28 protein-coding genes are annotated in these 26245 nt (G+C 41.2%); 3 read left to right on the top strand and 25 right to left on the bottom strand.

Annotation, left to right across the window (positions count from 1 at the left end; genetic code table 11):
* Window positions 1-202: 202 nt before the first annotated feature.
* The 5 genes from H8Z82_RS12000 to H8Z82_RS12020 all read right to left on the bottom strand — a co-directional run bounded on the left by H8Z82_RS12000 (window position 203) and on the right by H8Z82_RS12020 (window position 4407).
* Window positions 203-1018: a hypothetical protein gene (locus H8Z82_RS12000; RefSeq protein ID WP_207724666.1), complete on the bottom strand. Its 816-nt coding sequence runs from the start codon at window positions 1016-1018 to the stop codon at window positions 203-205.
* Entirely contained in the window at window positions 936-1181 is a 246-nt protein-coding gene (locus H8Z82_RS12005) for a hypothetical protein (protein WP_186995248.1), read from the bottom strand. The genes H8Z82_RS12000 and H8Z82_RS12005 overlap by 83 nt, the downstream gene beginning before the upstream one ends.
* Window positions 1182-1272: 91 nt before the next feature.
* On the bottom strand, window positions 1273-1557 hold the full coding sequence (locus H8Z82_RS12010) for a fibronectin type III domain-containing protein (RefSeq protein ID WP_186995249.1): 285 nt from the start codon (window positions 1555-1557) through the stop codon (window positions 1273-1275).
* A gap of 9 nt (window positions 1558-1566) precedes the next feature.
* Window positions 1567-3726, bottom strand: coding sequence for a fibronectin type III domain-containing protein (locus H8Z82_RS12015; protein ID WP_186995250.1), 2160 nt, complete (start codon window positions 3724-3726; stop codon window positions 1567-1569).
* 63 nt (window positions 3727-3789) lie between these two features.
* Window positions 3790-4407, bottom strand: a complete 618-nt coding sequence (locus H8Z82_RS12020; protein WP_186995251.1) for a Crp/Fnr family transcriptional regulator — start codon at window positions 4405-4407, stop codon at window positions 3790-3792.
* 466 nt (window positions 4408-4873) lie between these two features.
* Here H8Z82_RS12020 and H8Z82_RS12025 point away from each other — a divergent pair, with 466 nt between their 5' ends.
* Complete coding sequence (locus H8Z82_RS12025) at window positions 4874-5581, top strand: hypothetical protein (protein WP_117675215.1); 708 nt, start codon at window positions 4874-4876, stop codon at window positions 5579-5581.
* A gap of 564 nt (window positions 5582-6145) precedes the next feature.
* Here H8Z82_RS12025 and H8Z82_RS12030 read toward each other — a convergent pair.
* On the bottom strand, window positions 6146-9910 hold the full coding sequence (locus H8Z82_RS12030; RefSeq protein ID WP_186995252.1) for a phosphoribosylformylglycinamidine synthase: 3765 nt from the start codon (window positions 9908-9910) through the stop codon (window positions 6146-6148).
* Between the two features lie 307 nt (window positions 9911-10217).
* Between H8Z82_RS12030 and H8Z82_RS12035 the strand changes: the two genes are divergently transcribed.
* A complete protein-coding gene (locus H8Z82_RS12035; protein ID WP_186995253.1) occupies window positions 10218-11096 on the top strand; it encodes a LysR family transcriptional regulator in 879 nt (292 codons plus the stop codon).
* Between the two features lie 146 nt (window positions 11097-11242).
* Here H8Z82_RS12035 and H8Z82_RS12040 read toward each other — a convergent pair whose 3' ends face one another.
* The 3 genes from H8Z82_RS12040 to H8Z82_RS12050 all read right to left on the bottom strand — a co-directional run bounded on the left by H8Z82_RS12040 (window position 11243) and on the right by H8Z82_RS12050 (window position 12809).
* On the bottom strand, window positions 11243-12073 hold the full coding sequence (locus H8Z82_RS12040; protein WP_008707307.1) for an Mrp/NBP35 family ATP-binding protein: 831 nt from the start codon (window positions 12071-12073) through the stop codon (window positions 11243-11245).
* A gap of 30 nt (window positions 12074-12103) precedes the next feature.
* The gene (locus tag H8Z82_RS12045) at window positions 12104-12451 is read right to left on the bottom strand and encodes a metal-sensing transcriptional repressor (RefSeq protein ID WP_118593090.1); all 348 of its coding nucleotides are present in this window, start codon (window positions 12449-12451) and stop codon (window positions 12104-12106) included.
* A gap of 130 nt (window positions 12452-12581) precedes the next feature.
* Entirely contained in the window at window positions 12582-12809 is a 228-nt protein-coding gene (locus H8Z82_RS12050; RefSeq protein ID WP_019162473.1) for a hypothetical protein, read from the bottom strand.
* A gap of 172 nt (window positions 12810-12981) precedes the next feature.
* Between H8Z82_RS12050 and H8Z82_RS12055 the strand changes: the two genes are divergently transcribed.
* A complete protein-coding gene (locus H8Z82_RS12055) occupies window positions 12982-13554 on the top strand; it encodes a xanthine phosphoribosyltransferase (RefSeq protein WP_173743532.1) in 573 nt (190 codons plus the stop codon).
* 110 nt (window positions 13555-13664) lie between these two features.
* Here H8Z82_RS12055 and H8Z82_RS12060 read toward each other — a convergent pair whose 3' ends face one another.
* The 16 genes from H8Z82_RS12060 to rplO form a co-directional block, all read right to left on the bottom strand.
* Complete coding sequence (locus H8Z82_RS12060) at window positions 13665-15116, bottom strand: substrate-binding domain-containing protein (RefSeq protein ID WP_186995254.1); 1452 nt, start codon at window positions 15114-15116, stop codon at window positions 13665-13667.
* Between the two features lie 17 nt (window positions 15117-15133).
* Window positions 15134-15739 (bottom strand): WYL domain-containing protein, encoded by a 606-nt coding sequence (locus H8Z82_RS12065; protein ID WP_186995255.1) that lies wholly within the window; start codon window positions 15737-15739, stop codon window positions 15134-15136.
* Window position 15740: 1 nt separating this feature from the next.
* Entirely contained in the window at window positions 15741-16463 is a 723-nt protein-coding gene (locus H8Z82_RS12070) for a type 1 glutamine amidotransferase (protein ID WP_186995256.1), read from the bottom strand.
* Window positions 16460-17797, bottom strand: coding sequence for a MurT ligase domain-containing protein (locus H8Z82_RS12075; protein WP_019162478.1), 1338 nt, complete (start codon window positions 17795-17797; stop codon window positions 16460-16462). The genes H8Z82_RS12070 and H8Z82_RS12075 overlap by 4 nt, the downstream gene beginning before the upstream one ends.
* The gene (locus H8Z82_RS12080) at window positions 17787-18701 is read right to left on the bottom strand and encodes a phosphatidylinositol-specific phospholipase C/glycerophosphodiester phosphodiesterase family protein (RefSeq protein ID WP_186995257.1); all 915 of its coding nucleotides are present in this window, start codon (window positions 18699-18701) and stop codon (window positions 17787-17789) included. The genes H8Z82_RS12075 and H8Z82_RS12080 overlap by 11 nt, the downstream gene beginning before the upstream one ends.
* Before the next feature lie 260 nt (window positions 18702-18961).
* Window positions 18962-19498, bottom strand: a complete 537-nt coding sequence (locus tag H8Z82_RS12085) for a bL17 family ribosomal protein (protein ID WP_026077039.1) — start codon at window positions 19496-19498, stop codon at window positions 18962-18964.
* A 102-nt stretch (window positions 19499-19600) separates the two neighbouring features.
* A complete protein-coding gene (locus tag H8Z82_RS12090; RefSeq protein ID WP_019162481.1) occupies window positions 19601-20560 on the bottom strand; it encodes a DNA-directed RNA polymerase subunit alpha in 960 nt (319 codons plus the stop codon).
* Between the two features lie 61 nt (window positions 20561-20621).
* A complete protein-coding gene (gene rpsD / locus H8Z82_RS12095) occupies window positions 20622-21215 on the bottom strand; it encodes a 30S ribosomal protein S4 (protein ID WP_019162482.1) in 594 nt (197 codons plus the stop codon).
* A gap of 31 nt (window positions 21216-21246) precedes the next feature.
* Complete coding sequence (gene rpsK / locus H8Z82_RS12100; protein ID WP_019162483.1) at window positions 21247-21642, bottom strand: 30S ribosomal protein S11; 396 nt, start codon at window positions 21640-21642, stop codon at window positions 21247-21249.
* Between the two features lie 52 nt (window positions 21643-21694).
* The gene (rpsM, locus tag H8Z82_RS12105; RefSeq protein WP_008707282.1) at window positions 21695-22063 is read right to left on the bottom strand and encodes a 30S ribosomal protein S13; all 369 of its coding nucleotides are present in this window, start codon (window positions 22061-22063) and stop codon (window positions 21695-21697) included.
* A gap of 315 nt (window positions 22064-22378) precedes the next feature.
* Entirely contained in the window at window positions 22379-22492 is a 114-nt protein-coding gene (gene rpmJ / locus H8Z82_RS12110) for a 50S ribosomal protein L36 (protein ID WP_026077040.1), read from the bottom strand.
* 227 nt (window positions 22493-22719) lie between these two features.
* Window positions 22720-22938 (bottom strand): translation initiation factor IF-1, encoded by a 219-nt coding sequence (gene infA, locus H8Z82_RS12115; protein ID WP_005428560.1) that lies wholly within the window; start codon window positions 22936-22938, stop codon window positions 22720-22722.
* A 25-nt stretch (window positions 22939-22963) separates the two neighbouring features.
* A complete protein-coding gene (gene map / locus H8Z82_RS12120; protein ID WP_173743539.1) occupies window positions 22964-23719 on the bottom strand; it encodes a type I methionyl aminopeptidase in 756 nt (251 codons plus the stop codon).
* Window positions 23720-23751: 32 nt separating this feature from the next.
* Window positions 23752-24396 (bottom strand): adenylate kinase, encoded by a 645-nt coding sequence (locus H8Z82_RS12125; RefSeq protein ID WP_019162486.1) that lies wholly within the window; start codon window positions 24394-24396, stop codon window positions 23752-23754.
* A 70-nt stretch (window positions 24397-24466) separates the two neighbouring features.
* Window positions 24467-25783, bottom strand: a complete 1317-nt coding sequence (gene secY, locus H8Z82_RS12130; protein WP_186995258.1) for a preprotein translocase subunit SecY — start codon at window positions 25781-25783, stop codon at window positions 24467-24469.
* Window positions 25783-26223, bottom strand: a complete 441-nt coding sequence (rplO, locus tag H8Z82_RS12135) for a 50S ribosomal protein L15 (RefSeq protein ID WP_019162488.1) — start codon at window positions 26221-26223, stop codon at window positions 25783-25785. The genes secY and rplO overlap by 1 nt, the downstream gene beginning before the upstream one ends.
* Between the last annotated feature and the right edge of the window lie 22 nt (window positions 26224-26245).

A 26245-nucleotide genomic window follows, 5' to 3' on the forward strand; every position in this document is an offset into this window, starting at 1 on the left:
AATTATTATTTTTTCAGATATCCGAAAATTAGACATTCCCAGAGTGTGTCGATTAATAATGATTTTTAACACTATCAGTTCAAAATAAAACTATCCTGGTAAGTACAAAGATTTTACACTTTGCAGCTTGTTCGGGATAGTTTTATTTTAAGAGTATGTTCGCGTAATTTTTACAAAGGAAAGCGTACTGCAGACTTAACTGTTATTCTGTATAAAGCCTCACATTATAAAACTTATTATTTTTTCTGGATTTAATCTGCATAAATATACCGTAAGTACCCTGTGGAAGCTTTTTTCCACTTTTTATATTTTTAACTGCAGAATACTTATCCCCGGTTTTTGTATAGCATAACATGGATACCAGTGTATAATCCGGTTTTAACTTATATACCAGTCTCCCATTCAATGAATCCTCTGACACTGTAACAGTACCCGATTTATTTAACTTTGAGCAGTAATTTTTTGAACCGATTTTAAATGTCTTCAACGGATTTTCCCATTTATATACTGTATAACTGCATGTTCTTGTATAGGATTTCGATCCAACCGTAACCTTAACTTTAATTTTAGTGTTTCCCGGTGCTATTGGTGTTGTCTCATATCCTGCAGAATATTTTCCGTTTCTTTCAAAGGTATAACCTTTTACAGTTACAACCTTTGTATTATAACTCTTTACGCTGATTTTCACCTTTGATGTATATTCAGGTGTAAAATAATCGCACCCCATTCCAGCTGGTGCTGAGTATAATACAGCACTGGTCTTCGTTGACATTTGTGCCAGAGGATTCTTCTGTGCTGCCCAGACATTCACAGACATGGCAAGCATTGCTACTACTGTCGCAAGAATCATTAATAATACATTTTTCTTTCTCTGCATAATTTTTTTCCTTTCTAAAATAAGACAAGTTATCATGAATAATTCAGACTTGTATTTTTTATTGTATGCGCTCCCATCCATCTCCACCGTATATATATGATTCCAGTACTTCTTTTGGGGAGGATAAATAAACACCTCCACATCCGGGAGTTGCATCAAGATAATAGGTCCTTCCGTTCATTATAACCTCGACATTATAATGGTCAGAACCCATAATCATATTGCTGGGATATCTGGACTTTTTATCATGTATGGCTGAACGGACTGTTGCTTTATATCCCATTGCCTGATAAATTTTTGCCATTACCTGACCTGCGGAATAACAGTTTCCTTTCCTTTTTTCAGATCACCCATCCTCACATTTTTCCCATTGTAATATAACACCCGTCTTATCATCATTCACAGCAATACCGGATAGCAGTGCTCTTTCTGGAAGAATTAACAGATAGCACTTTCTTCCACTTATCTGCGCCAACCTCTTTATAAAACAGAACATATTCTGTAGCATTTGTCGTTTTGTCCCATGTAACATGAACCTGATTAACATCCGGATCAGAATACGCACTTACCATTTTTACTCTTCCAGGTGTTTTTTGCGCAGCATTTACAGTTACTGACATTACCATACAAAACAGTATCAAAAAAACACCTGTCAAAATCGCTGAGAACTTTTTCTTCATCTTAGCTCCTTATCTTTTAATTTTTTTCACAGATGAGAACGCACTGTAAACTTTCTTTCCTTTCACTGTCTGATATGCGCGGATTTTATACTGATAAGTGGTATTCTTTTTTAATCCCTTATCTGTAAAAGAAGTGGATTTTGTGTCACTGATTTTTTTCCATGTCTTTCCAGTCAGTTTGTATACTTCATAACCAGATGCACCTTTTGTCTTGGCCCAGGTTACTTTAATATCTGAGCTTCCAGATTTTTTTACAGATTTTATGTTTGGCTTTGGAAGATAAATTTTAAATGTCCTCTTTAATGTTCCGGAATAACTTCCTTTTCCCTTAATAGTAATCGTAGCAGTTCCACACTTTATATTATCTTTATACGATACTGTATAATGAACACCTTCTCTAAGAGTTGTTTCTCTATTTTGGGAATTTCCTTCAACAACCTCAAGATAATACGGTTTTATTGCTTTTCCCGTATATAAATACTTGGTTTCTGGTATTACTACTGTGCAATTTGAAAGTTTTCCTTTTTCCGGTTTAGCAGTAAAAGTATTTGTTTTTACATCTGAAAGTGCAGTACCATCCAGAAGTTTTTCCATACCGTTGCTTTGAGCACAAATATAGTAAACAGAATTTGGTTTTAAAGCATTCACTCCATTTCTCAATAATCCGGCCCATTGGGTTTTTCCACCACCCAGGTCAATACTTGCAGACAATACAAAGAACGGTGAACTGTTAATAATATATCTGGAATCATTTCCGGTAACCAGTCGACAGTTTGCCCTGGCATCTGTTGCACCAGCCATTGAAACCGGAACAGTTACCTTACCTTTCTTATTGATTCCCGGCATTGAGGGATAATCTTTTATCACTGCACCATTTTTTATGATTAACTCAGTTTCAGAGTTTTCGTAACTGAAATGTAAATCATAGGTACCAGCTTTAGGATTTCCCTCACCTGACCATTCAATAAATGGTACTAAACGATCTGCATATTTATTTTTTGCATAGCATGGGAGAATTTCGCTTTCCCCATTACTGTAAGTAACTTTAATTTTACCTCCAAACATATCATAAAGTCTGAATTTTCCCGGTTTCCATGTTTCAGGCGTCTTTGCCGAAATATAATAAGTGTTCTCATATGGCTGTTCAACCATCTCCAGGGATATAATATCTCTGAGCATTTCTGCTTTATATTCGATTTCCGTTACTTCTGTTCCAGTCTTATAAGATAAATAATATTCTTTTCCCTTCTGTAATTTATATTTTGCTATTCCTAATGTAAAATCACCATTTGTGTTCTCCTGCTGAAGTACATTCATAGAAGCATCACATAATTTAAAGCCATAACCATTTCCCCATTCAAAATTCCTGCCGGTTCCGCTAAACAGGTAAACTCCATCTTCTTCAGGAGTAATTTTAGCATATTTCCATGAGGTTGATGTGCTTGCTGATACAGAATACTTGCCTTCTTCATACTGCTTTAATACAGGCATATTTTCTGCTTCTTTTATCCATATTGATGTTGATATGGAAGAATTATCACTGGCAGTGATTTTTACTGTATATTCTCCGGCTGTTAATGGCTGATACTCTGTTCCTTCATTTTCATGTGTCTTAACCTGCGAACCATTATACCATATGGAAATCTCATAACGATTGCTATAAGAATCTTCCATAACCCAGCAGGACTTTGAATAACTAAAATCAGCAGTATCAATCTTTAATTCTTCTGAATCCAGATCATAATAATCCCCTTCATCAATGGGATAAGTTGTTTTTATTGTCATGCCTGAAAAATCAAACTCTGATATGTCTCTTGCTTCGACTCCGTAGACATAAGACGTAATATCAGGCTGTTTCAGAATTTCAAGCTGAATTGCCGGCTTTTCCCCTTTCTCCTCCTCATCATCGTCATCATCATCATCATCATCGTCGTCATCATCTGTTGTTCCTGTCAGCAATTCTTCTTCATTACTGACGAGAGTTTCCTCATTTTCACTTTCCTCTTCTTCTAGTGAAGTAACCTCCTCATCTTCATTTCCAGTCTCATTACCTGCTGAAAATACATCCGCACTTTCTTCCGGGCTGGAGAACTCTGCTCCATAAGCCGGAGCCCCCATTGTACAGGAAACTGCAGCTGCCAGAAATACTGCTAACACCTTTTTCTTCATGGACTTTCCCTCCTTGATTTGTGAGTTTTTATTATGTGAATTGACAGTTACTTTCCAACTCTGTCAAGACCCCTCATATTTTTTCAGCATCCTGCTGAAACATTCAGGTGTCATATTCAGATAAGATGCTATATCTTTTTTGTTCACCTTTTTTTCCAGCCCCGGATAGGTTTCCAGAAAATATTCATACCTCTGTACCGGATTACAGGTAAGAATCATTTTTCTGTATTCATATTCCCTCATAGATGCCACACTCTGCATCCGATTACAGACCAGAGCAATTTCTATATTCTCTATAGCCAGCTTTCGAAGAACATCCGCTGATATCCTTACAATTTCACAGTCCGTTATCAGCTCCACTGTCAGGAAAGAGGTTATCTGCTTGTCCAGATTCATAATCCCTACCAAAGCTTCCCCCGGAAAATGCGCAAAACAGTGAACCTGTTTTTTTCCATCCGATTTTTCATAATATGACTTTACAAGACCACCCTTTTTATACAAAAAAGAAATCGCATCTACCTTCTCATTCTCTTTCATCAGCAAAGTTTTTGCTTTCAACTTACAGATTTCCGAGTTCTCCGCCAACACCTCCAGCACAGCTTCCGATTTTATTCCTATCACATTATGAAAAAAATCTTTCAGTTTTTCCTCTTCATTTTCCCTTTTTCTTTCATCACTCATACTTTTTCCTTTTTACACGCCCAAAATCAACAGACAAAAACATATTATTTAAAGTTATCGTTTATCCTGTTCCTTTGCAAACAAGATTTTCTCTAATTATACTTTATTGTCTGACAAATAGCAATTTTCCAACTTGATTCAAATCAAGTAATCACAAATATTTTTCCCAAACATACCCTTCACAATTTTTACTGCTACACAAAAATAGCTATAAGACTTCATTTTTGAAATCCTATAGCTTTGCTATTGATAATATTACGTTGTATTTCTAATCATCAATTATTTTCCAGTAACCATTGGAACACGACTAATAAACCGAACAATACTTGTGTCTTTATTCTTTATCATATTCAAAAATAACCGAAATCCTACTCATTTCTAAAACATATTTCGATAAGTCAAAATTACAATTTTCACACTTTAATTGATATAATATTCAACAACTAAACAAGGAGGCCATTTAACCATGAATAATGTAAAAATTCTATGTATCGCAGGCAGTATCGTACTCGGTAGTATATTGCTATCCGGACAAGCTTTTGGCAAAGCCCCCTCAGATCTAATCACCCTTTCCGCCCCTAAGGAGCCTGAGGGGCAACATGTATCTTATGATATAGATGGTTCCGGCTCTTATTATGACAGTGAGTCAGATACAACTTACTATTTTGTCAAGGGGATTGTCACTTCTTATTCTAATCATACAAAAACCTTTTCACTGACTTCCGACGCCGGTGAAACTTATGAGTTACCGGCAGATACGGATATTAATATAACCGACTATCTCAACACAGAAGCACATATATGGTACTCAGAAGACTCTCAAAAAAACTTAAAATTACTTGTGTTCTCTCCTCAAATTTTTTGGGAACATATCAATGAGCTGGAATCAGATGAACAAATTCCGGATGGTGCCACAGAAATTGATGGGACTCTTTCAAAATATATCTCTTTCTGGTTAACAGAAGATAAAATAGATGTTACTCTCTTATTTGTTGAGGACAACGATGGAAACACTCATATATATGCAGAGGATAACACATGCAATAATTGTAATAGTTCTGTTTTTGGCAAAACAATCGGCGACTATATCAAGTTATATGAAGATATGCATTTAAATTCTCAAGTATATGATGATTTTAATGTTGCATATCTTATATCAGAAGCATCATCTTGACTTACCCAAATGTCTGGTTGAGAACCTGATGTTTTTACATCAAACATATCATATATTTTAAATGCCGCAGCCAATATTTTCAAAGGCTGCGGTATTTTTGACTTAATTTTTCTTTCAAACATGTTGCTTCTTCTTTTGACTGCTGCAAATATGTTTATGTCACAAATTCAAAATATCTTTTGCTTTTTCTCTGTCTCTGATAATCATCCCATGGGCAGCTAACTTATCCAATTGCTCATCAAAAGTCAATGGCTTTTTCAAATCCATAAAATCACTCCTTAACGTAAAAAAGCTGAGCACAAGTCTCAGCTTGGTCCCCAATGCCAAAAAGGCTTCGGGCAACTCTGTTACATATAGTATATTCAAAAAGCCACGAAATTGCAATAGTTTTTATTATTTTCATCATCAAAAAAGGGCGCTGCCCAACCAAGCGAATACGCAAAGTTAATACACTCCTCCACACCACAATCCCGACGCTCCTAAAAAGGAAGCGCAAGGGTGGAGTCCAGAGGAGGGACAGCGCTTTCTGTCCTTCCTCTGGGAACCTTCCGTCCTGGAAAGAGTTTATTTAAAATATTCCACACCAGACTCGAATATTTTAATATCCTGCTCTCCATAGATATTAATAGCAACTCCGTCCCCACGGCGTTCGCTATGTGCCATCTTACCAAGGATACGTCCATCCGGGCTGGTAATGCCCTCAATGTTCATATAAGAACCATTGACATTCCACTCCTCATCGACGCTGAGCTGTCCATCCGGAGTTACATACTGTGTTGCAACCTGTCCATTTGCAAACAGTTTTGCAAGCCATTCATCATTTGCAACAAAACGTCCTTCACCATGCGAAGCCGGGTTACAGTATACACCGCCAAGCTGTGCCTTCTGCAGCCAAGGAGATTTATTACTAACAACCTTAGTATAAACCATCTTGGAGATATGGCGTCCGATCGTATTAAATGTCAGTGTAGGAGAATCTGCTTTCTGTCCGCAAATCTCACCGTAAGGTACAAGACCAAGCTTGATCAGAGCCTGGAATCCGTTACAGATACCAAGTGCCAGACCGTCTCTTTCATTGATCAGCTTCATAACAGCTTCTTTGATCTTCGCATTCTGGAATGCAGTTGCAAAGAATTTCGCAGAACCATCCGGTTCGTCACCTGCGGAGAATCCGCCCGGGAACATGATGATCTGTGCCTGATCGATTGCTTTCTCAAAAAGCTCTACAGAATCATGGATATCTTCAGCAGTCAGGTTCTTGAATACTTTTACATCCACCTCTGCACCTGCACGCTCAAATGCACGTGTACTGTCATACTCGCAGTTTGTTCCAGGGAATACAGGAATAAACACACGAGGTTTTGCAACTTTGTTCTTGCATACATAAATGCTGTCTGCACGATAAAGCTTCTCATCTCTGTCAGCCGCCTCTTTGTCATTCTCAGAAGAAACTGTCTTAAATACTTTTTCCAGAGTACCTTTCCATGCGTTTTCAGCTTCGTCTACAGTGATCACTGTATTTCCATAGGAGAAGTTACCGTCAGCAGTTACTTCACCGATCACTGTATAAGTGATGGAAAGCTCACCAACTTTACCATCCGGAACTTCCAGGATAATATCGCCAAATCCAGGTGCAAAGAAATCTCTCGGATCAAGGTTATGCTCGATCTTCACGCCCATGCCATTACCAAATGCCATCTTTGCAACTGCTGCTGCAATACCATGGCGGTCAAGTGCATAAGCAGAAACAACTTTGCCGTCCTGCATATCTTTGTGAAGTTTTTCATACTGATCCATGATTCCTGCATAATCCGGCAGATCATACTGATCCTTCGGTGCACGAAGCCATACCAGTTTGTTTCCTGCTTTCTTTAATTCCGGTGTGATCACATCCTGGATTTTCGCAACGTCAACTGCGAAGGATACCAATGTCGGAGGTACATCAATATCATTAAATGTACCGGACATACTGTCCTTACCACCGATGGATGGAAGTCCGAATCCCATCTGTGCTGCATAAGCACCGAGAAGTGCAGCAAAAGGCTGGCTCCATCTCTTAGGATCTTCTGTCATACGGCGGAAGTATTCCTGGAATGTGAAACGGATTTTCTTATAGTCGCCGCCTGTAGCCACGATTCTTGCAACGGACTCTGTCACTGCATAAGCAGCTCCGTGGTATGGGCTCCAGGAAGATAAATAAGGATCAAAGCCATAGCTCATCATGGTTACAGTATCTGTTTTACCATTCTGTACCGGAACCTTGGCAACCATAGACTGAGTCTCTGTAAGCTGATATTTACCGCCGTATGGCATAAATACGCTGCCTGCTCCGATAGAACCGTCGAACATTTCCACAAGTCCTTTCTGAGAGCATACATTTAAGTCTGCCAGAGTTTCCATCCATTTAGCCTTTACATCAGCTACATCCGGACGCTCTTCAAAAAGGTTGCCTTCTTTGTTCGGGATTTCTACTTCTACAGTTGTTTCCTGATGTGCACCGTTGGTATCCAGGAATGCACGGGAAATATTTACGATTTCTTTGCCTCTCCATACAAGTACCAGACGAGGATCCTCTGTTACAACTGCAACAGGAATTGCCTCCAGGTTCTCTTCATTTGCATAGCCAAGGAAGGTATCTACATCTTTCGGGTCAACTACTACAGCCATACGTTCCTGAGATTCGGAAATTGCAATCTCAGTTCCGTCAAGACCTGCATATTTCTTCGGAACCTTGTCAAGGTCTACTCTAAGACCTGCTGCCAGCTCACCGATAGCAACGGAAACACCGCCTGCACCAAAGTCATTACATTTCTTGATAATATGGCTGACTTCTTCACGGCGGAACATACGCTGGATCTTACGCTCAGTAGGAGCATTACCTTTCTGCACCTCAGCGCCGCACACTTCGATAGAAGCCTCTGTATGAACCTTGGAAGAACCGGTAGCACCACCGATACCGTCACGTCCTGTACGTCCTCCAAGTAAGATAATGATATCTCCCGGATCAGAATTCTCACGGATTACTGCGCGTCTGGGAGCAGCACCCATAACAGCACCGATCTCCATACGTTTCGCTACATAGTTAGGATGGTAAACTTCTTTTACATAACCTGTTGCAAGACCGATCTGGTTTCCATAGGAGCTGTAGCCATGAGCTGCGCTTCTTACCAGTTTCTTCTGCGGAAGTTTACCTTTGAGAGTTTCTTTTACAGAAACCGTCGGATCTGCCGCACCTGTTACACGCATTGCCTGATATACATAGGTACGTCCTGAAAGCGGGTCACGGATTGCACCGCCAAGGCAGGTAGCTGCACCACCGAATGGCTCGATCTCAGTAGGATGGTTATGTGTCTCGTTCTTGAAGTTGATCAGCCATTCCTCTTCTTTACCGTCAACATCTACAGGAACTACAATACTGCAGGCATTGATCTCATCAGATTCTTCCTGGTCAGCAAGCTTTCCTTCTGCTTTCAGTTTCTTCATTGCCATCAGAGCCAGATCCATCAGGCAGACAAATTTGTCCTTGCGGCCTTTGTAAAGTTCTTCTCTGTCAGCAAGATATTTCTTGTAAGTATCTACGATCGGTGCCTTGTAATCACCTTCGTCAAATTTTACATCTGTCAGCTCTGTGGAGAAGGTTGTATGACGGCAATGATCTGACCAGTAGGTATCCAGTACACGAATCTCTGTCATAGACGGATCACGTTTCTCTTCTTCTTTGAAATAATGCTGGATATGCTGGAAATCCTTGAATGTCATTGCAAGATTTAAAGAATCATAAAGTTCCTTTAATTCTGCTTCCGGCATTTCCTTAAATCCGTCAAAAATCTTAACGTCTTCCGGTTCCGGGAAAACAGTTACCAGTGTTTCCGGTTTCTGCAGACCTGTCTCACGGGAATCTACAGGGTTGATGCAGTGATGCTTGATAGCATCAAATTCTTCATCTGTAATAGTTCCTTCAATTACATAAGTAGTTGCGGAACGAATAATAGGCTGTGCATTCTCATCCAGGAACTGTACACACTGAACAGCGGAATCAGCTCTCTGGTCAAACTGTCCCGGTAAAAATTCTACTGAGAAAATGCGGGAGCCTGCTGCTGCCTCAAAATTCTCCAGGTATAAATCATCTACAGGTGGCTCTGCAAAAACAGTTTTGCATGCTTTATCAAAAACTTCATCAGAAATATTCTCTACATCATAGCGGATCAGCACACGTACTGCTGTTACGGATTTAATTCCCAGATAGCTGCTGACCTCATGTTTTAATTCCTTTGCCTGTACAGCGAAGGCCGGTTTCTTTTCTACATAGACACGTCTTACGTTACTCATAGAAACTCCTTTCTTGTGTATGCATTGTTTTAAAAATGCTTTTAAAGCATCTTGCAGCCCGACTCCAGTGAGCCTGCTGCTTGAACTATTGCTTTCTTTATAGTATCATAGGAAATATCATTAGTAAAATTAATATATCTTATATTTTTTATTAGTTCTACTAATTAATCACTATCCGTGAAATGTTTTGGAATGAATATGCCAAAATCCAGAGACATACAAGCTAAAGCATATTTGAAAAATGTTCTAAAGTTCCATTGCTACAGACAATTTATATCACCGCTATTTTATGAAAGGATTTATTTCTATGGATATTAATCTGGAATTATACAAAGTATTCTACTATGTTGCCACCACCCTCAGCTTCTCTGAGGCTTCCCGACAGCTTTTTATCTCCCAGTCAGCAGTCAGCCAGTCCATCAAGACTCTGGAAAAAAAGCTGAATCATCCTCTTTTTATCCGAAGCACCAAGAAAGTATTGTTAACTCCTGAAGGAGAACTTCTGCTCCAGCATGTAAAACCTGCGCTCCAGCTTCTGGATGAGGGAGAATCTCTCCTGTCCGGAGACAATCTGCTGAAAGGCCAGCTGCGTATTGCTGCCAGCGATACGATCTGCCGGTATTTTCTCATTGATTATCTGCAGAAATTCCATCAGACCTATCCGGATGTCCGTATCAAAGTCACAAACAGTACCTCCATCGGCTGTGCAGAGCTTCTGGAAAAAGGCCAGGCAGATCTGATCGTATGCAACTGTCCTAATTCCAGACTTGGCAGTCATTTTCAGACACGTGTGCTAAAAGAATTCCACGATGTATTCGTTGCCAATACGGATTACTTTCCTGTACACACTGTTCAGACCGAACTGCAGGAGCTTCTGAACTATCCGATCCTGATGCTTTCCCCCAAAAGTACCACCAGCGAATATCTGCGCGAGGCATTTACAGCCCATAATCTCAAGCTTCTTCCTGAAGTAGAGTTAAACAGTAATGACCTGCTTCTGGACCTGGCAAGGATCGGACTGGGAATTGCCTGTGTTCCTGATTATATGTTAAAAGAAAATGATCAGCTGACACCGCTCATGTTAAAGGAACCTCTGCCCGGACGTCAGCTTGTACTTGCACAACATGACAGCTTGACAGTTTCACAGGCTGCAGAACGCTTTATTGAAATGTTTGCTTCCTTATAATAAAAGAAGCCCTCATTCAGTACTGAAACAACACTTTTCGTGGTCGTGTTCCTTACTGAATGAGAACTTCTTATTTTTTCTGTTCTGCTTTTCAATCTGAAGTCAGGCGGATATTCACAATCCGCCTCGCTATTTAGTCAATTTTCTTATTTCGGCATTACAGCCAGTGCATCAGTAATATACTGATTATCGATTGCTGCAAAGAATCCGCCGTCTGCCTTGGTTGCATAATCCATATCGATCGGCATTTTTCCAAGTACAGGAACCTTCAGCTCTGCTGCAATCTCATCAATATGGCTCTCACCGAAGACTTTGATCTCTTTTCCGCAGTCCGGACATTTCACATAGCTGTAGTTCTCTACAATTCCAAGTACCGGTATCTTCATCATCTCAGCCATATTAAAGGCTTTCTTAACAATCATCTTAACCAGATCCTGAGGTGAGGTTACGATCACGATTCCTTCGATCGGCAGAGACTGGAATGCTGTAAGCGGAACATCACCTGTTCCAGGAGGCATATCCACAAACAGATAGTCTACATCGCCCCAGATAACATCTGTCCAGAACTGTTTTACCATATTTGCAAGAACCGGACCTCTCCAGATTACAGGAGTATCCTCTGTAGGAAGCAGAAGGTTGATGGACATTACCTTGATCCCGTTTTTTGTGATCATCGGGTAGATACCTTCATCATTTGCCATTGCTGCACCCTTTAATCCATACATTTTCGGAATGGACGGTCCTGTAATATCCGCATCCAGGATACCAACTTTGTATCCCTGTGCTGCCATCATGTTTGCCAGAGAACCTGTTACGAAGGATTTACCAACGCCACCCTTTCCGCTGACAACCCCGATCACATGTTTTACATTAGACTGAGCATTCATTTCTGCCTGAAAGCTCTGCTGTTTCTTGCTGCTGGAACAACCTTCGCAGCTTGCTTTGTCGCATGAAGTGTTGTTACATTCTTTTGCCATAATTAATCTTCTCCTTTATATTCATCCATATTATTTTACAAATCTGTCAATTGCTACCTCAAGTTCTTTGATTGCATCTTTGTCACCATGTTCCACTGCATCTACGATACAATGCTCAATATGATCCTGCAGAATAATCTTGCCAGTATTATTGATAGCAGATTTCACTGCTGAAAGCTGTATCAGAACTTCCGCACAGTCTCTTCCGTCCTCTATCATACGTTTGATAGATTCCATATGTCCGATTGCTCTGGACATACGGTTCAGCACTGCCTTTGTATGCGCATGACTGTGATGATGCCCATGCTCCCCGTGAGAATGTTCAACTACCGTCCCATCCTCCAGTACATGCGTATGTGTCTTTTGTTCCTCGGCCATAACATTCCCCTTTCTCTTTCAGAATATCCGATTTTTTACTGCTTATCTGTCTTTATATCTTCACACACCGTCTGTGGCTTTCCTGCTTACAGCACTTCCGTACAGCGTAAATGATATTATACCACATTTGTCAAATTTCTGTAAAGGAGCAACGCTGTTTTATTTGTGAAGTTGTAATATCAAAAATAATGGTTCCATCCTCCAGAACAGTTTTTTCATAGGAAACTTCTTTTCCTTTGAATTTATTCCTGATATATTCTTCCGGATCCTCAAGTTCCAGTTCTTCCACAAAAACATCTCTCATCTGATTCCGCGGACATTTATTAAAAATTTCCCAGATCAGTTCATATTCTTTCATCTCTTATGGCCTCCCCTGCGGTTCATTTCTGGTAATATTATAATTTTTTTCTCCTTTTTTGTCAAAAATAATTGCACTGAGACAGATTATATCGTATCATAGATATAATTATCAATAGCACATCAGTTGCTTTATCATACTATAATTAATTACATAGAAGGAGAGAAATCTAATGAAACTTTTAAAAGACCGTATTCTTAAGGATGGAATCGTAAAACCGGGAAATATTTTAAAAGTAGACAGTTTCTTAAACCATCAGATGGATATCACTCTCATCAATGAAATCGGCAAGGAATTCAAGCGTCGTTTTTCTGACTGTCCCATCACCAAGATTCTTACCATCGAAGCTTCCGGTATCGGTATTGCCTGTATCGCAGCACAGTACTTTAATGTACCTGTGATTTTTGCAAAAAAAGCGCAGAGCGTAAATCTGGATGGCGAAATGTATACTACAAAGGTAGAATCCTTTACCCATAAAAAAGTATATGATGTGATTCTTTCCAAGAAATTTCTGGGACCTGAGGATCATGTGCTCCTGATCGATGATTTTCTTGCCAATGGCTGTGCACTTCTGGGCCTGATCGACATTGTAAAGAAATCCGGAGCAACTCTTGAGGGTGCAGGAATCGTTATTGAGAAAGGCTTCCAGCATGGCGGTCAGGAGATCCGTGATATGGGTATCCGCCTGGAATCTCTGGCAATCGTAGATTCCATGACTGATGACTCCCTTACCTTCCGTGAATAATCCATTTTTCTGTTTACAACACCATCAAGAATATCAGAACCCCGTCAGCAGGTTGCTTTGTAACCTGCGACGGGGTTCTTAATATTGTCAAGCGGATATTCTAAATCCGGTTATATTGTTTTGTCTGTTGCAGCCGGAGTCCCACTTGCTGTGGGTGTCACAGTTGCCTTCGGAGTTATCGTTGCCTCCGGATCGGAAGTTACTTCCGGGGTCAGTGTTGGTTCGGGGGTAGCAGTCGGTTCCGGGGTAGCAGTCGGTGTTGGATCCGGCTTGATTTCTTCCTCATCATAGGTTCCGTTATCAACCAAAATCTGATAATTATCCTTATCGATCAGCTGCGCCCCACAGGTAAAGGTTCCCACAATCTTGGTACCATTATCATACTGGGAATAATCCTTCACATCTACTTTCTCTCCTGCAAGATAGTCAAGAGCCATCTTTGCTCCACCCTGCGCCAGCTCTTTTCTATCCAAATATGTTGTCAGTGTGATCTTACCCTCTGCCACATCCTTTACAGCCTGCATCTCACTTCCATATCCTGTGATCACAGGCCATTCTTCACTGTCTGACAGGATTCCACGTTCTTCCAGAAGCTCCTGCACTCCAATTGCAAATTCATCTGACGCTGTGATAATAATATTCGGTGTTTTTTCTTCCTGGTAAAACTCATCCAATATGGATTTCATCTTCGCCTGTGCAGCGTCCTGGTCCCAGCGAAGGATTCCGGTAGAATCAAAGGTCATATTTCCGGATTTGCATACCAGAGTTCCGTCATCCAGATATTCCTGAAGCTTTTCCAGAACACCATTACAGAAGAAAAGTGCCCCATTGTCATCTGTAGATCCCATCAGGAACTCAATGGTATAGGATTGTTTTTCTTCCTGTGCCTTATCCAGATCCATGTTCTTAATAATCTGACCGGCAACCTCTTTTCCGATCGCTCGGGTATCATCGCAGGCATAATAATTCACTGCTGCCGTATTTCGGATCAGCGTGTCATAAGAAATCACAGGAATACTTTTCTCCTTGGCAGTCTCCAGAATATCTGTCAATGCATAGGGATCCACCGGATCAATGATCAATGCAGATACTTCCTGATCAATGAATTCCTGAATCTGTGAAATCTGCTGAGTGGAATCTCCCTCTGCATTTTTCACTTCTGCCTCATAGCCACCCTCTGCGATCGCCTTAGACATTTCTGTCTCATCCACAGCTGCATTATCATTCTTTTCCGGAAGAAGGATTCCTATTTTCCCTGCCGGTGCTGCTGCCTGGGCATCCTCGCTGTTATCCTCTGCCTGCGGTGCTTCCGACTGATCCTCTGCGCTGTCTTTGGAATCGCTGTCTTTCTCATCACTGTTTTGGGCAGTATCTTTCTGCTCTGCCTCTGTAGGCTCTGCAGTCTCTACTTTTTCTCCCTCTTCCGTTCTCGCACCGGTGCCCTCTTCTTCTACCTGCGCACTCTCGCTTGCTGCCTCTTTGGCCTCATTGCTTCCGCAGGCAGAGAGGAGCATGGAAGAAACCATCACTCCCACCAGAATTCCCACTGCTCTTTTTTTCATAGCCGATCCTCCCAGTCTTATTTTTCAATTCCCTTATAGTCTCTGGCAATACTTTTCAGATAATCTCGATAAGCAATAGCCACCTTCTTTGGCTTCACAATATGTACAGTTCTTCCCATAGAAGTCAGCCAGCCATAAAATTTTTCGTCAGGCTCTGTCTGTACAACAACAAGGAAATTATCACTTCCCTTGGCTTTACAGGAAATATCTTTTCCAAAAGTATCAAAAATCTTTTCTTTTACAGAATTTCTGCAGAGAAGCTTCAACTCCTTTTCCCCTTTTACAGGGATTTCAGGAGCTACAGTCTTTACCACTTCTGTCTTCACTGTTTCTGTAGCTTCTGTTTTCTTTTCCTCCTGTACAGACTTCCCTTGCTGTATCTCAGGATCTGCAGACCGCTCCAGATAGTAACCTCCCTCACGGCCTCTCTTATACTGTATCTCCATACCAAATTCCCGGAGAGTTTCCATATCATCATAAATACTTTTTCTCTCAGCACGGATTCCTTGCTCTTCAAGAGTTGACAGGATTTCCTGCATAGTAATAGGCTTTCCTCCTGCACTTTCGTTCAGCATCTTTTCCAGATATAAAATCTTACTCTTTTGATTACATGATTTCGCCATATTATCCCCTTACAAATCTGTGGTATACATACTCATTTGCTTCTTTTTCCTGACTGTCATCCAGCGGTGCAAGTTCTATCTTTTTCCCATACTTCTGTTCCAGCGCATGGCTGATCAGCCAGTCTGCAAGCTGTGGATTCTTGGGCAGAAGAGGTCCGTGAAGATAAGTTCCGATCACATTTTTATATACAACGCCCTCATATCCTGATTTTCCGTCATTTCCTGCACCATATAAAACCTTTCCCAAGGGCTTATTCTCTTTAATAAAGGTTCTTCCTCCATGATTCTCAAAACCTACAATAGGCATATCAAACAGATCGCTTTGCAGTACGATATTATCAATCAGACGTCCTTCTCCCTGCTCTGTGTACAGATCTACCAATTCCAGTCCCTTCATGGTTCCCTGCTCTGTTTTGTAATAATTTCCCAGAAGTTGATAACCACCACAAATTGCGATCACAACTCCATAATTCTCTACATAGGCTTTAAAATCCTTCTGAATTTCCTTAAGCTTTTCGCATACCAGCATCTGCTCACGGTCGGAACCTCCGCCCAGCAGCACAATGTCCAGCTTTGAAAAATCAATTTCATCCTCCAATTCAAAGGGAATGGTCTCAGCCTCAATTCCACGCCACTGACATCGCTTCATCAGACACTGGATATTTCCTCTGTCCCCGTACAGATTCAGAAGATCCGGATATAAATGCCCTATTGTAATTTTCATGATTTCTCACCCTCCAGCTTCTTCAGAATATTCCTGGTACTGAACAATGCGGTATAATTTACCAGCACATACAGATTTCCTACTCCATCTTTTACACGGTCACGGATTGCCTTCTCCACATCTCCCTCCAGAATAGAAGGGATATCCACATATTTCAGACGGAGACGCATATCCTGACAACGGATACCACTGACTGTAATTGATCGGATGCTCTCCTCACCCAGAAGATCAAAATCCACATCCCACAGCCAGGAAATATCTGTCCCGTCCTGGGCATTATCATTAATGGCAATTATGATGTCCTTAGGTGATTTGTCCTGCATCACAGCAGAAATATTCTGGTTAAATCCTGCCGGATTTTTTGCCAGATTCAGGGTAACTCCGGTTCCCATGATTCGGAATTGCTCCATTCTGCCGTTTTCAGGATTGAATTTCTGAAGCATATCCTGGAAATGATCTCCCGCAAATCCTGCTGTACGTACTGCGGCATAAGCAGCCAGAATATTATATACATTATAAAAGCCCTTATAATTGGCAACTATATGCTTATCCTCCACCCGGAAACTTAACTGATCTCCCACCTTTACATCCTCAGCATCAAAGTTAAGCTCAGGTCTTGCAAAACCACATTTCGGACAGTGATAGTCCCCTAACTGGCTGTAATGATAGAAACCATACTCCAGTTTCTCTCCACAGCGTTTACAGAAACGTCCCTCTCGTATCTCATTAGCTGCAGACTGTATCACAGGTTTGCTGATTCCATAAGTAACATAGGGGTTTCCGGCATCCATAGCCAGGTAGGCTGACAGGGCATCATCACCATTGACAATGATCTTCATGTCCGGAATCTTCTGCATCATTTCCTCCAGGATCTTCATTGTAATATCAATCTCACCGTAACGATCCAGCTGATCCCGGAACAGATTTGTCAAAAGCATATAATCCGGTTTGATCCGTGGAAAAATATGTCTGGTTGATGCTTCATCTGACTCAATGCATGCGTAATCTGCATCAATCTTTCCATTCCATTTCGCAGCAAGTACAAAAGCTGCCACTACTCCATTTAACATATTCGAACCTGTATGGTTACAGATTACCTTCTGCCCTTCAGCCTCCAGAGCTGCACAGAGCATATTATTGGTTGTGGTTTTTCCATTGGTTCCACAGGTTGCAAAAATGCCCTTGCGCACCTGAGAGGAAAGCTGTTCCAGAATATCCGGGCAGATACCCAGCGCGATCTTACCAGCCCAGGTCACCCCCTGCCTTCCCATTTTCTTGCAGATGTATCCTGCCAGTTTTGCTGCAGTCACAGCAATCATCACTCTAATTTTCATGTTTATCTATATCCTTTTTATCCAAATTCAGATCTCTGTCCTGAAGATAATCGGAACATATGCCGGAAGCACCTTTCTGCATATATTCTTTTGCTTCCTTCAGATCATTTACAGTATAAATATAAAGCTTTATTCCCTTTTTGTCAAAAATATCCTGCACATCTTCACTCCAATATTTGTAATATACGGTAGCTGCAGGAATCCCTTTTTCCTTGCAAAAAGCAGCAATTTCCTTCAGGTCCTTTACAGAATATTCCTGCCACAGAGAATAGATATAAGTTGGGAAATTATAAAGCAGTGCAGTTCCTGCAAACATGGACTGGGTATAAATCTCAGGTATGATCTGATCCAACACTTCCTCTGCTCCCGCAGCCTCCGCGATCTCCAGATAGTCTGCATAATCCTCCACTGTGGTCTGATAGCTTCTCACTGAATACTGTTTGGAATCCAGCATCACAAATGCGTCCGGATAGTTTTTCAGCAGCTTCAGAAAATCTGCCAGGGTCATAGGTGTATATTTTCCATAGATAGGACTGGAAAGAAATTCTGCTTCAGAAAGAACTTTTGCCTTATCCCCTTCCCACTGTCCCATAGACTGTGTCCAACTATGGCGGCATACCCAGACGCCATCAGAAGTCTTTGTCAGGTCTACCTCAAACAGTCTGCATCCCATCTGATAACTGGCCAGAAAACTTTCCTTTGAGTTCAGATAGGTCTTATCTCCGATTCCTCCCAGTGCATGTGCCACAGTTTTATAATTCTCCCAGGAAAAAGCCGGTGTAGTTACAGAAGCAGGAAATACCTCCTGCCCCCACAAAAAAGCTGCAATCCCCATCATTTCCAAAAAAAGAAGCAGCATTCGGCCAAATATTCCTGCTTTACTTTTCTTCTTATCTTGTTTCAATTATGTTCTCCTGATCACAGGTTCCTATGCATTTTCCCCTGCGATCTTCACTTATGTATTTTATAAAGATTTGCTAAATAGTATAAATCATTGTTCTCTACGATTTTACGCTATCCTCATCTAATAATCAAGGAGAAAATTATTCCTACAAATTTTTATGTTATAGGCATATTACAGAGTAATTTCCTATAACATAAAAAAGCTGTATATACATGGCTTACGCCACATATATACAGCTCTGTTTTTGGAAATTTAAGCAATTATACTAACTCGATGAGTACTTCCATTGCTGCATCACCTTTACGTGGTCCGATCTTTACGATTCTTGTGTAACCACCGTTACGGTCAGCATATTTTGGAGCGATCTCTTCGAACATTTTAGCAACCATATCTACGTCTTTTGTGTTTTTCTTTCTTCCAGCGCCCTTTGCAGGTACTTCTTTAACTGGATAGAAAACTTTCATCATCTGACGACGAGCATGAAGTCTGGAAGGAGCATCTTTCTTGATCTCTTTCTGAACTTCATCGTATACAGTTTTCTTCTTTCCGTCAACAACTTCTTTCACTCTCTTGCCTTCAGCATCTTTACGTGCAACTTTAGCAGTTACAGTAACAGTTTCGAAGTTATCTTTTTCGCGAACAGCCATAGCTACCAGGCCCTCTGCGATTTTACGGATTTCTTTTGCTTTAGCTTCTGTGGTAACGATTTTTCCATGATATAAAAGGCTTGTTACCTGGCTTCTCAGTAATGCTTTTCTCTGATCAGAAGTTCTGCTTAATTTTCTATATTTTGCCATTTGATTTTCCTCCATCTGTGGGACAGCCGGACACGCTTGTTCGGTCTTACTGTCCGGCTGCTTAGGCATTCCCACCGTATAATCTCTTCGTTAGGGGAGTTCTTACTCTTCTGTTGGCTGAAGCTGTAATCCCAGCTCTTTCAGTTTTGCAAGAACCTCTTCTAATGACTTGCGACCCAGGTTACGAACCTTCATCATATCATCAGAAGTCTTGTTACATAATTCTTCAACTGTATTAATTCCGGCTCTCTTCAAGCAGTTATAGGAACGAACGGATAACTCAAGTTCATCAATGCTCATTTCCAGAACTTTTTCTTTCTCATTGTCTTCTTTTTCGATCATAACCTCAGCGGTCTTTGCATTCTCGGAAAGATCAATGAAAAGGCTTAAGTGCTCGCTTAATACTTTTGCTGCAAGGCTTACTGCCTCATCCGGATCCAGTGTACCATTTGTATACACATCCAGTGTCAGCTTATCATAATCAGTTACCTGACCAACACGGGTATTCTCTACACTCATATTTACTCTGTCAACCGGTGTATAAATGGAATCCACTGCAAGTACACCAATCGGCATATCATCAGATTTACCCTTTTCAGCACTGATATATCCACGACCCTTTGTAATAGTAAGCTCCATAGCCAGTCTGCAGTCTTTACCACCATTTAAGGTAGCGATCACCTGATCCGGATTCATGATCTCGATATCCTGGTCAGCCTGAATTTCTGCTGCAGTTACCACACCGGAACCTTCACACTCAATGTATGCTGTTTTCGGCTCATTATCTGTACTGTGGTTCTTGATTGCAAGGCTCTTCAGATTCATGATGATTTCGCTTACGTCCTCTTTTACGCCCGGAATAGAGCTAAATTCGTGAAGCACACCATCAATTTTGACCTGGCTTACTGCTGCACCCGGCAGGGAAGACAGCATAATTCTTCTTAAAGAATTTCCCAATGTAAGTCCATATCCTCTTTCCAGAGGCTCAACTACAAATCTGCCAAATCTCTTATCTTCGGATAATTCAGTAATCTCGATTTTTGGTTTATTAAAATCAAACACTATAGGGTTCCCTCCTTCTGGGTTAATGAAAGTTTGAGGGTATTAATTATAATCCTATGGATTATTTGGAGTACAACTCGACGATAAGCATCTCGTTAACCGGAACATCGATAGCAGCTCTGTTTGGAAGCTCTTTTACAGTTCCTTTCAGGTTTTCCTGATCTACATCGATCCATTCTGGAACAAGACGTCCACCTGTTACTTCGAGAACAGCTTTGTATCTCTCAGAACCTTTGGATTTTTCTCTGATCTCGATCTGATCACCAGCTTTTACAAGGTAGGAAGGAATGTTTACACATTTTCCGTTTACAAGTACATGCTTGTGGTCAACGATCTGACGAGCTTCTCTTCTTGTTCTTGCAAATCCCATACGGAATACTACATTGTCAAGTCTGCTCTCCAGCATGATCATCAGGTTTTCACCAGTCTGTCCAGGCATTCTATCAGCTTTGTCATAGTAGTTGTGGAAAGGTTTTTCCAGAACTCCGTAGATGAATTTTGCTTTCTGTTTTTCTCTTAACTGTAAACCATACTCAGACACTTTACGATTTGCACGTTTTAACTGTCTTGTGGATTTTTTGTCAATTCCTAAATAAATCGGATCCAGGCCAAGGGATCTGCATCTTTTCAGAACAGGCACTCTATTTACTGCCATTTCTCAAATACCTCCTAATATTCTAAATCAATCAGACTCTTCTGCGTTTTGGTGGGCGGCAACCATTGTGTGGTACCGGAGTTACGTCACGGATGCTTGTTACTTCCAGTCCGCATGCCTGAAGGGCACGGATTGCTGCTTCACGTCCAGAACCTGGTCCTTTTACCATAACGTCTACAGTTTTTAAACCATGAATAAGAGCAGCCTTTGTTGCAGTCTCAGCTGCCATCTGTGCTGCATAAGGAGTAGATTTCCTTGAACCTCTAAATCCAAGACCACCGGCACTTGCCCATGAAAGAGCATTTCCTTCATTATCAGTCAGGGTAACAATTGTATTGTTGAAAGAAGACTGAATATGTGCCTGTCCGTGTTCAACGTTTTTCTTGACACGACGTTTTGTTGTCGCTTTTTTTGTCACTTTAGCCATTTTAAAACTAACCTACACTTTCCTGATTATCAAATATATTTGTTACAAAGAATTATTTCTTCTTGTTAGCTACTGTTCTCTTAGGACCTTTACGTGTTCTAGCGTTGGTCTTAGTCTTCTGACCACGAACCGGAAGTCCTTTACGATGACGGATACCTCTGTAGCATCCGATTTCCTGCAGTCTCTTAATGTTGAGGGCGATTTCACGACGAAGGTCACCTTCTACTGTCATTGTTTCATCAATTACTGCGCTCAGTCTCTTTACTTCGTCATCAGTCAGATCTCTGACACGTGTGTCAGGATTAACCTCAGCCTTTGCAAGAATTTTGTCAGCGCTTGGTCTACCAATACCATAAATATAGGTAAGACCGATTTCAATACGTTTTTCTCTTGGTAAGTCTACACCAGCTATACGAGCCATGTACTGTTTCCTCCATTTTCTTACTTGAAAGCTTCCATAGTGCCTGTACACCACTTACTGATCCATTTGATCCGCAAGGTGAAATGGGGTGCATCTGTCACTTGCTTTCATTATTTCTTAGTTCCTAATTGGGGTGCCTCGGTAAAACACCCAGCTGCAATTGGCGAATAGCAGCCTTTCCGAATGTTGCGGCCAACGGGCCAACGTTGCCTCTCGGTATTAGGCAATACATGCTAAAACTATTTAAACAGTCTGAACAACCCTTCCGGGTGTCTCACACTGCAGCCGCACGTTTCACAAACCTGAATCAGTGAATCAACCCTGACGCTGTTTGTGTTTTGGATTCTCACAGATAATTCTGATGGATCCTTTTCTCTTGATGATCTTGCATTTCTCGCAGATCGGCTTTACAGATGATCTTACTTTCACTGGAAATCCTCCTTCCGTAAATTCATTAAAATCTGCAGTTTTGAGCACGCAAAAAGACATACTATCTGCGCGTTCGGCTTATATAGTATCACAACAAAAAATAAAATGCAAGCACTTTTTTGAATAAAATCGCATTTTTCTACGTATTTCCTTTACAGCACAAAAAAGAGAACCAGATTTTCTCCAGCTCTCTTTCTCATCACTGCACCAAATGCAGTCAATATTTCTTATTTATCTCTCCAGATAATTCTGCCCTTGGATAGATCATACGGAGACAGTTCAATTGTAACTTTATCTCCGGGAAGAATACGGATGAAATTCATACGTAACTTTCCACTGATATGTGCAAGCACCACATGTTTGTTCTCCAGTTCCACTTTAAACATCGCATTAGGCAGCTTTTCCAGAACAGTGCCTTCCACTTCAATTACATCTGCTTTTGACATTTTAAACCTCCTGTATGTCGTCCAATTATTTCGTAAGAGTCAGAATCTCCGGATCTCCGTCTGTAATAAGAATCGTATTCTCATAGTGAGCAGAAAGAGAACCATCCATAGTTACAACTGTCCACTCATCATCCAGCCATGCCACATCTGCTCGTCCCAGATTGATCATAGGCTCTACAGCAAGTGTCATACCCGGCATCAGACGGACTCCTCTTCTCTTCTGCGGAAAATTAGGGATCTGCGGATCCTCATGAAGGTGAGTGCCGATTCCATGTCCAACCAGGTCACGGACAATTCCGTAATGATATTTGGCAGCATGAGCACCAATCGCTTTGGAAATATCATTCAGATGATTTCCTGCACGTGCGGCCTTAAGTCCTTCAAAGAAACACTCTCTGGTCACATCCATCAGCTTACGTGCCTCCGGTGAAACCTCACCGACAGCATAAGTTCTCGCTGCATCAGAATGATACCCCTTATAAATAAGACCGGCATCAATCTTTACAAGATCTCCCTCCTGAATGATCTTCTCTTCAGACGGGATCCCATGAACTACCTCATCATTCAGGCTGATACAGAATGATCCGGGAAATCCTCCGTAGTTCAGGAAATTCGGGATACAGCCCATATCACGTATCATCTGTTCTCCGATACGGTCAATCTCCTTGGTGCTCACTCCCGGTTTAATGTACGGGATCAGTCCATCATGCACTTTCTCAAGCAGATGTCCTGCCTCTCTCATAAGTTCAATTTCATGTTCTGTCTTGATAGAAACCGACATTTTACCTCCAGATGGTGTTTGAAAACACCCGATTACTCTCCCAGGATGGCAACAATATCTGCAAATACCTCTTCCAGATCCTTTGTGCCATCTACTGATTTTAAAATTCCCTCTTTAGTATAATAATCGATCAGCGGCTGTGTCTGCTCATGATATACATTCAGACGTTTCTGAACTGTTTCAGGCTGGTCATCATCACGAAGCACCAGTTTCTCTCCACAGGTATCACAAACACCCTCAACCTTCGGTGCTGCATGCACTACGTGATAAGTAGCACCACATTTCAGGCAGGCACGTCTTCCGGACATACGGTTTACAATATTGGAATCCGGAACATCCACATCGATTGCATAGTCAACTTTACTTCCCAGTTTGTTCAGAGCTTCTGTTAAACACTCTGCCTGAGGAATTGTTCTTGGAAAACCATCCAGTACATAGCCATTTACTGCATCCGGCTGCTGTATTCTGTCCACAACCAGGTCGCAGGTCAGTTCATCAGGTACAAGAAGTCCCTGATCCATATAAGTTTTTGCTTTTTTACCAAGCTCTGTTCCATTTTTAATGTTTGCGCGGAAAATATCTCCGGTAGAAATGTGCGGAATCTGATATTTCGCAGCAATTTTCTTCGCCTGAGTTCCTTTTCCTGCTCCCGGTGCACCCAACATAATGATTTTCATAAGATAATACCCTCCGTTTTCTTTTTTAGCAAATCAAGGCTGTGATGCAATGCACCACAACCTCTCATTTTTAATTGTTCAGGAAGCCTTTGTAATTACGCACGAGAAGCTGAGATTCAATCTGTTTCACTGTCTCAAGGATAACTCCTACGATAATGATGATAGATGTACCACCAAAGGAAACATTTGCCCCAAATACACCATTAAAGATAAATGGGATTACGCACACAATAATAAGACCTACTGCACCTATAAATATAATATAATTTAAGATATTAGTCAAATAATCTGACGTAGGTTTTCCAGGACGGATGCCCGGGATAAAACCACCCTGCTTTTTGATATTGTCTGCTACCTCCAGCGGATTGAATGTGATGGAAGTATAGAAATATGCAAAGAAAACGCAAAGCACGATGTAAAGAACCAGTCCCCAACTATACTGAAGCTGAGAAGGATTACACCAGTTATTAGAAGAAAGACCTCTCAGGATCTCACTTCCGATTCCTGTTCCGTTGCCTTTACCGGTCAGCTGTGCAATAACAGTTGGGAAAGACATCAGGGATGATGCAAAAATGACAGGAATAACACCTGCAGTATTTACCTTCAGAGGGATATTGGTGGACTGACCGCCCATCATTTTTCTTCCCACCATTTTCTTGGAATACTGTACAGGGATTCTTCTCTCTGCACCATTCAGGATAAGTACAAGAACCACTACCACAAGAATGATCGCTGCAATAATAATACCTGCAAGAGTACCTTTTGCAATGGTCTTTCCTTTAATAAAGTTCTCATATAACAAAGCTAAGTCGCTTGGCACTCTGGAGATGATATTAATAGTAAGTACGATGGAAATACCATTTCCAACACCTTTTTCTGTAATACGCTCACCCAGCCACATCAGCATAGCTGAACCGGCTGTAAGGCAGGCTACTACTACCACACCTTTGAAGAAATTCATGTTCGGGATCATGCCCTGGCGACCAAAACCGATTGCCATCGCAACAGATTCAAACAATGCAAGACCGACTGTCACATAACGTGTGATCGCGGTCATCTTTTTTCTTCCCTCTTCACCATCACGCTGCATTTCTTCCAGTGACGGAATGGCAATGGTAAGAAGCTGAATGATAATGGAAGATGTAATGTATGGTGTGATGTTCAATGCGAAAATTGACATTCGCTCAAATGAGCCACCGGTAAATGCATCAAAGAAGTTAAATGCATCTCCGGTATTGCTGCTGAACCACTGTTTGAAGAAATCACTGTCAACACCCGGAACCGGGATCTGGCAGCCGATACGGATGATAAATATCATCCATATCAGATACAGCAGTTTACGTCTCATTTCTTTCACTCTAAAAACATTTTTAAGAGTTTCAAACATTAGATCACCTCTACTGTACCACCAGCAGCTTCAATTTTTGATTTTGCAGTCTCGCTGACAGCGTTAACCTTGACATTAAGTTTCTTTGTCAGCTCACCGTTTCCAAGAATTTTAACGCCATCTGCGATCTTGGAGATTGCACCGCTTGCAAGTAAGCTTTCTACTGTAACTTCTGCACCATCTTCAAAACGGTTCAGTACGTCAACGTTGATTGCAATGATCTCTTTTGTATTTCTGTTTTTGAATCCTCTCTTAGGCAGACGTCTGTATAAAGGCATCTGTCCACCTTCGAATCCCGGTTTCTTGTGACCGGAACGAGCTAACTGTCCTTTGTGTCCTTTACCGGCTGTCTTGCCGTTTCCAGAACCATGTCCACGGCCTCTTCTGAAGTTATCGCTGTGCTTAGAACCTTCTGCTGGTCTTAAGTTTGATAATTCCATGTTGGCACCTCCTTTTATAATT

This window comes from Blautia difficilis (assembly GCF_014297245.1).
Lineage (GTDB): Bacteria > Bacillota > Clostridia > Lachnospirales > Lachnospiraceae > Blautia_A > Blautia_A difficilis.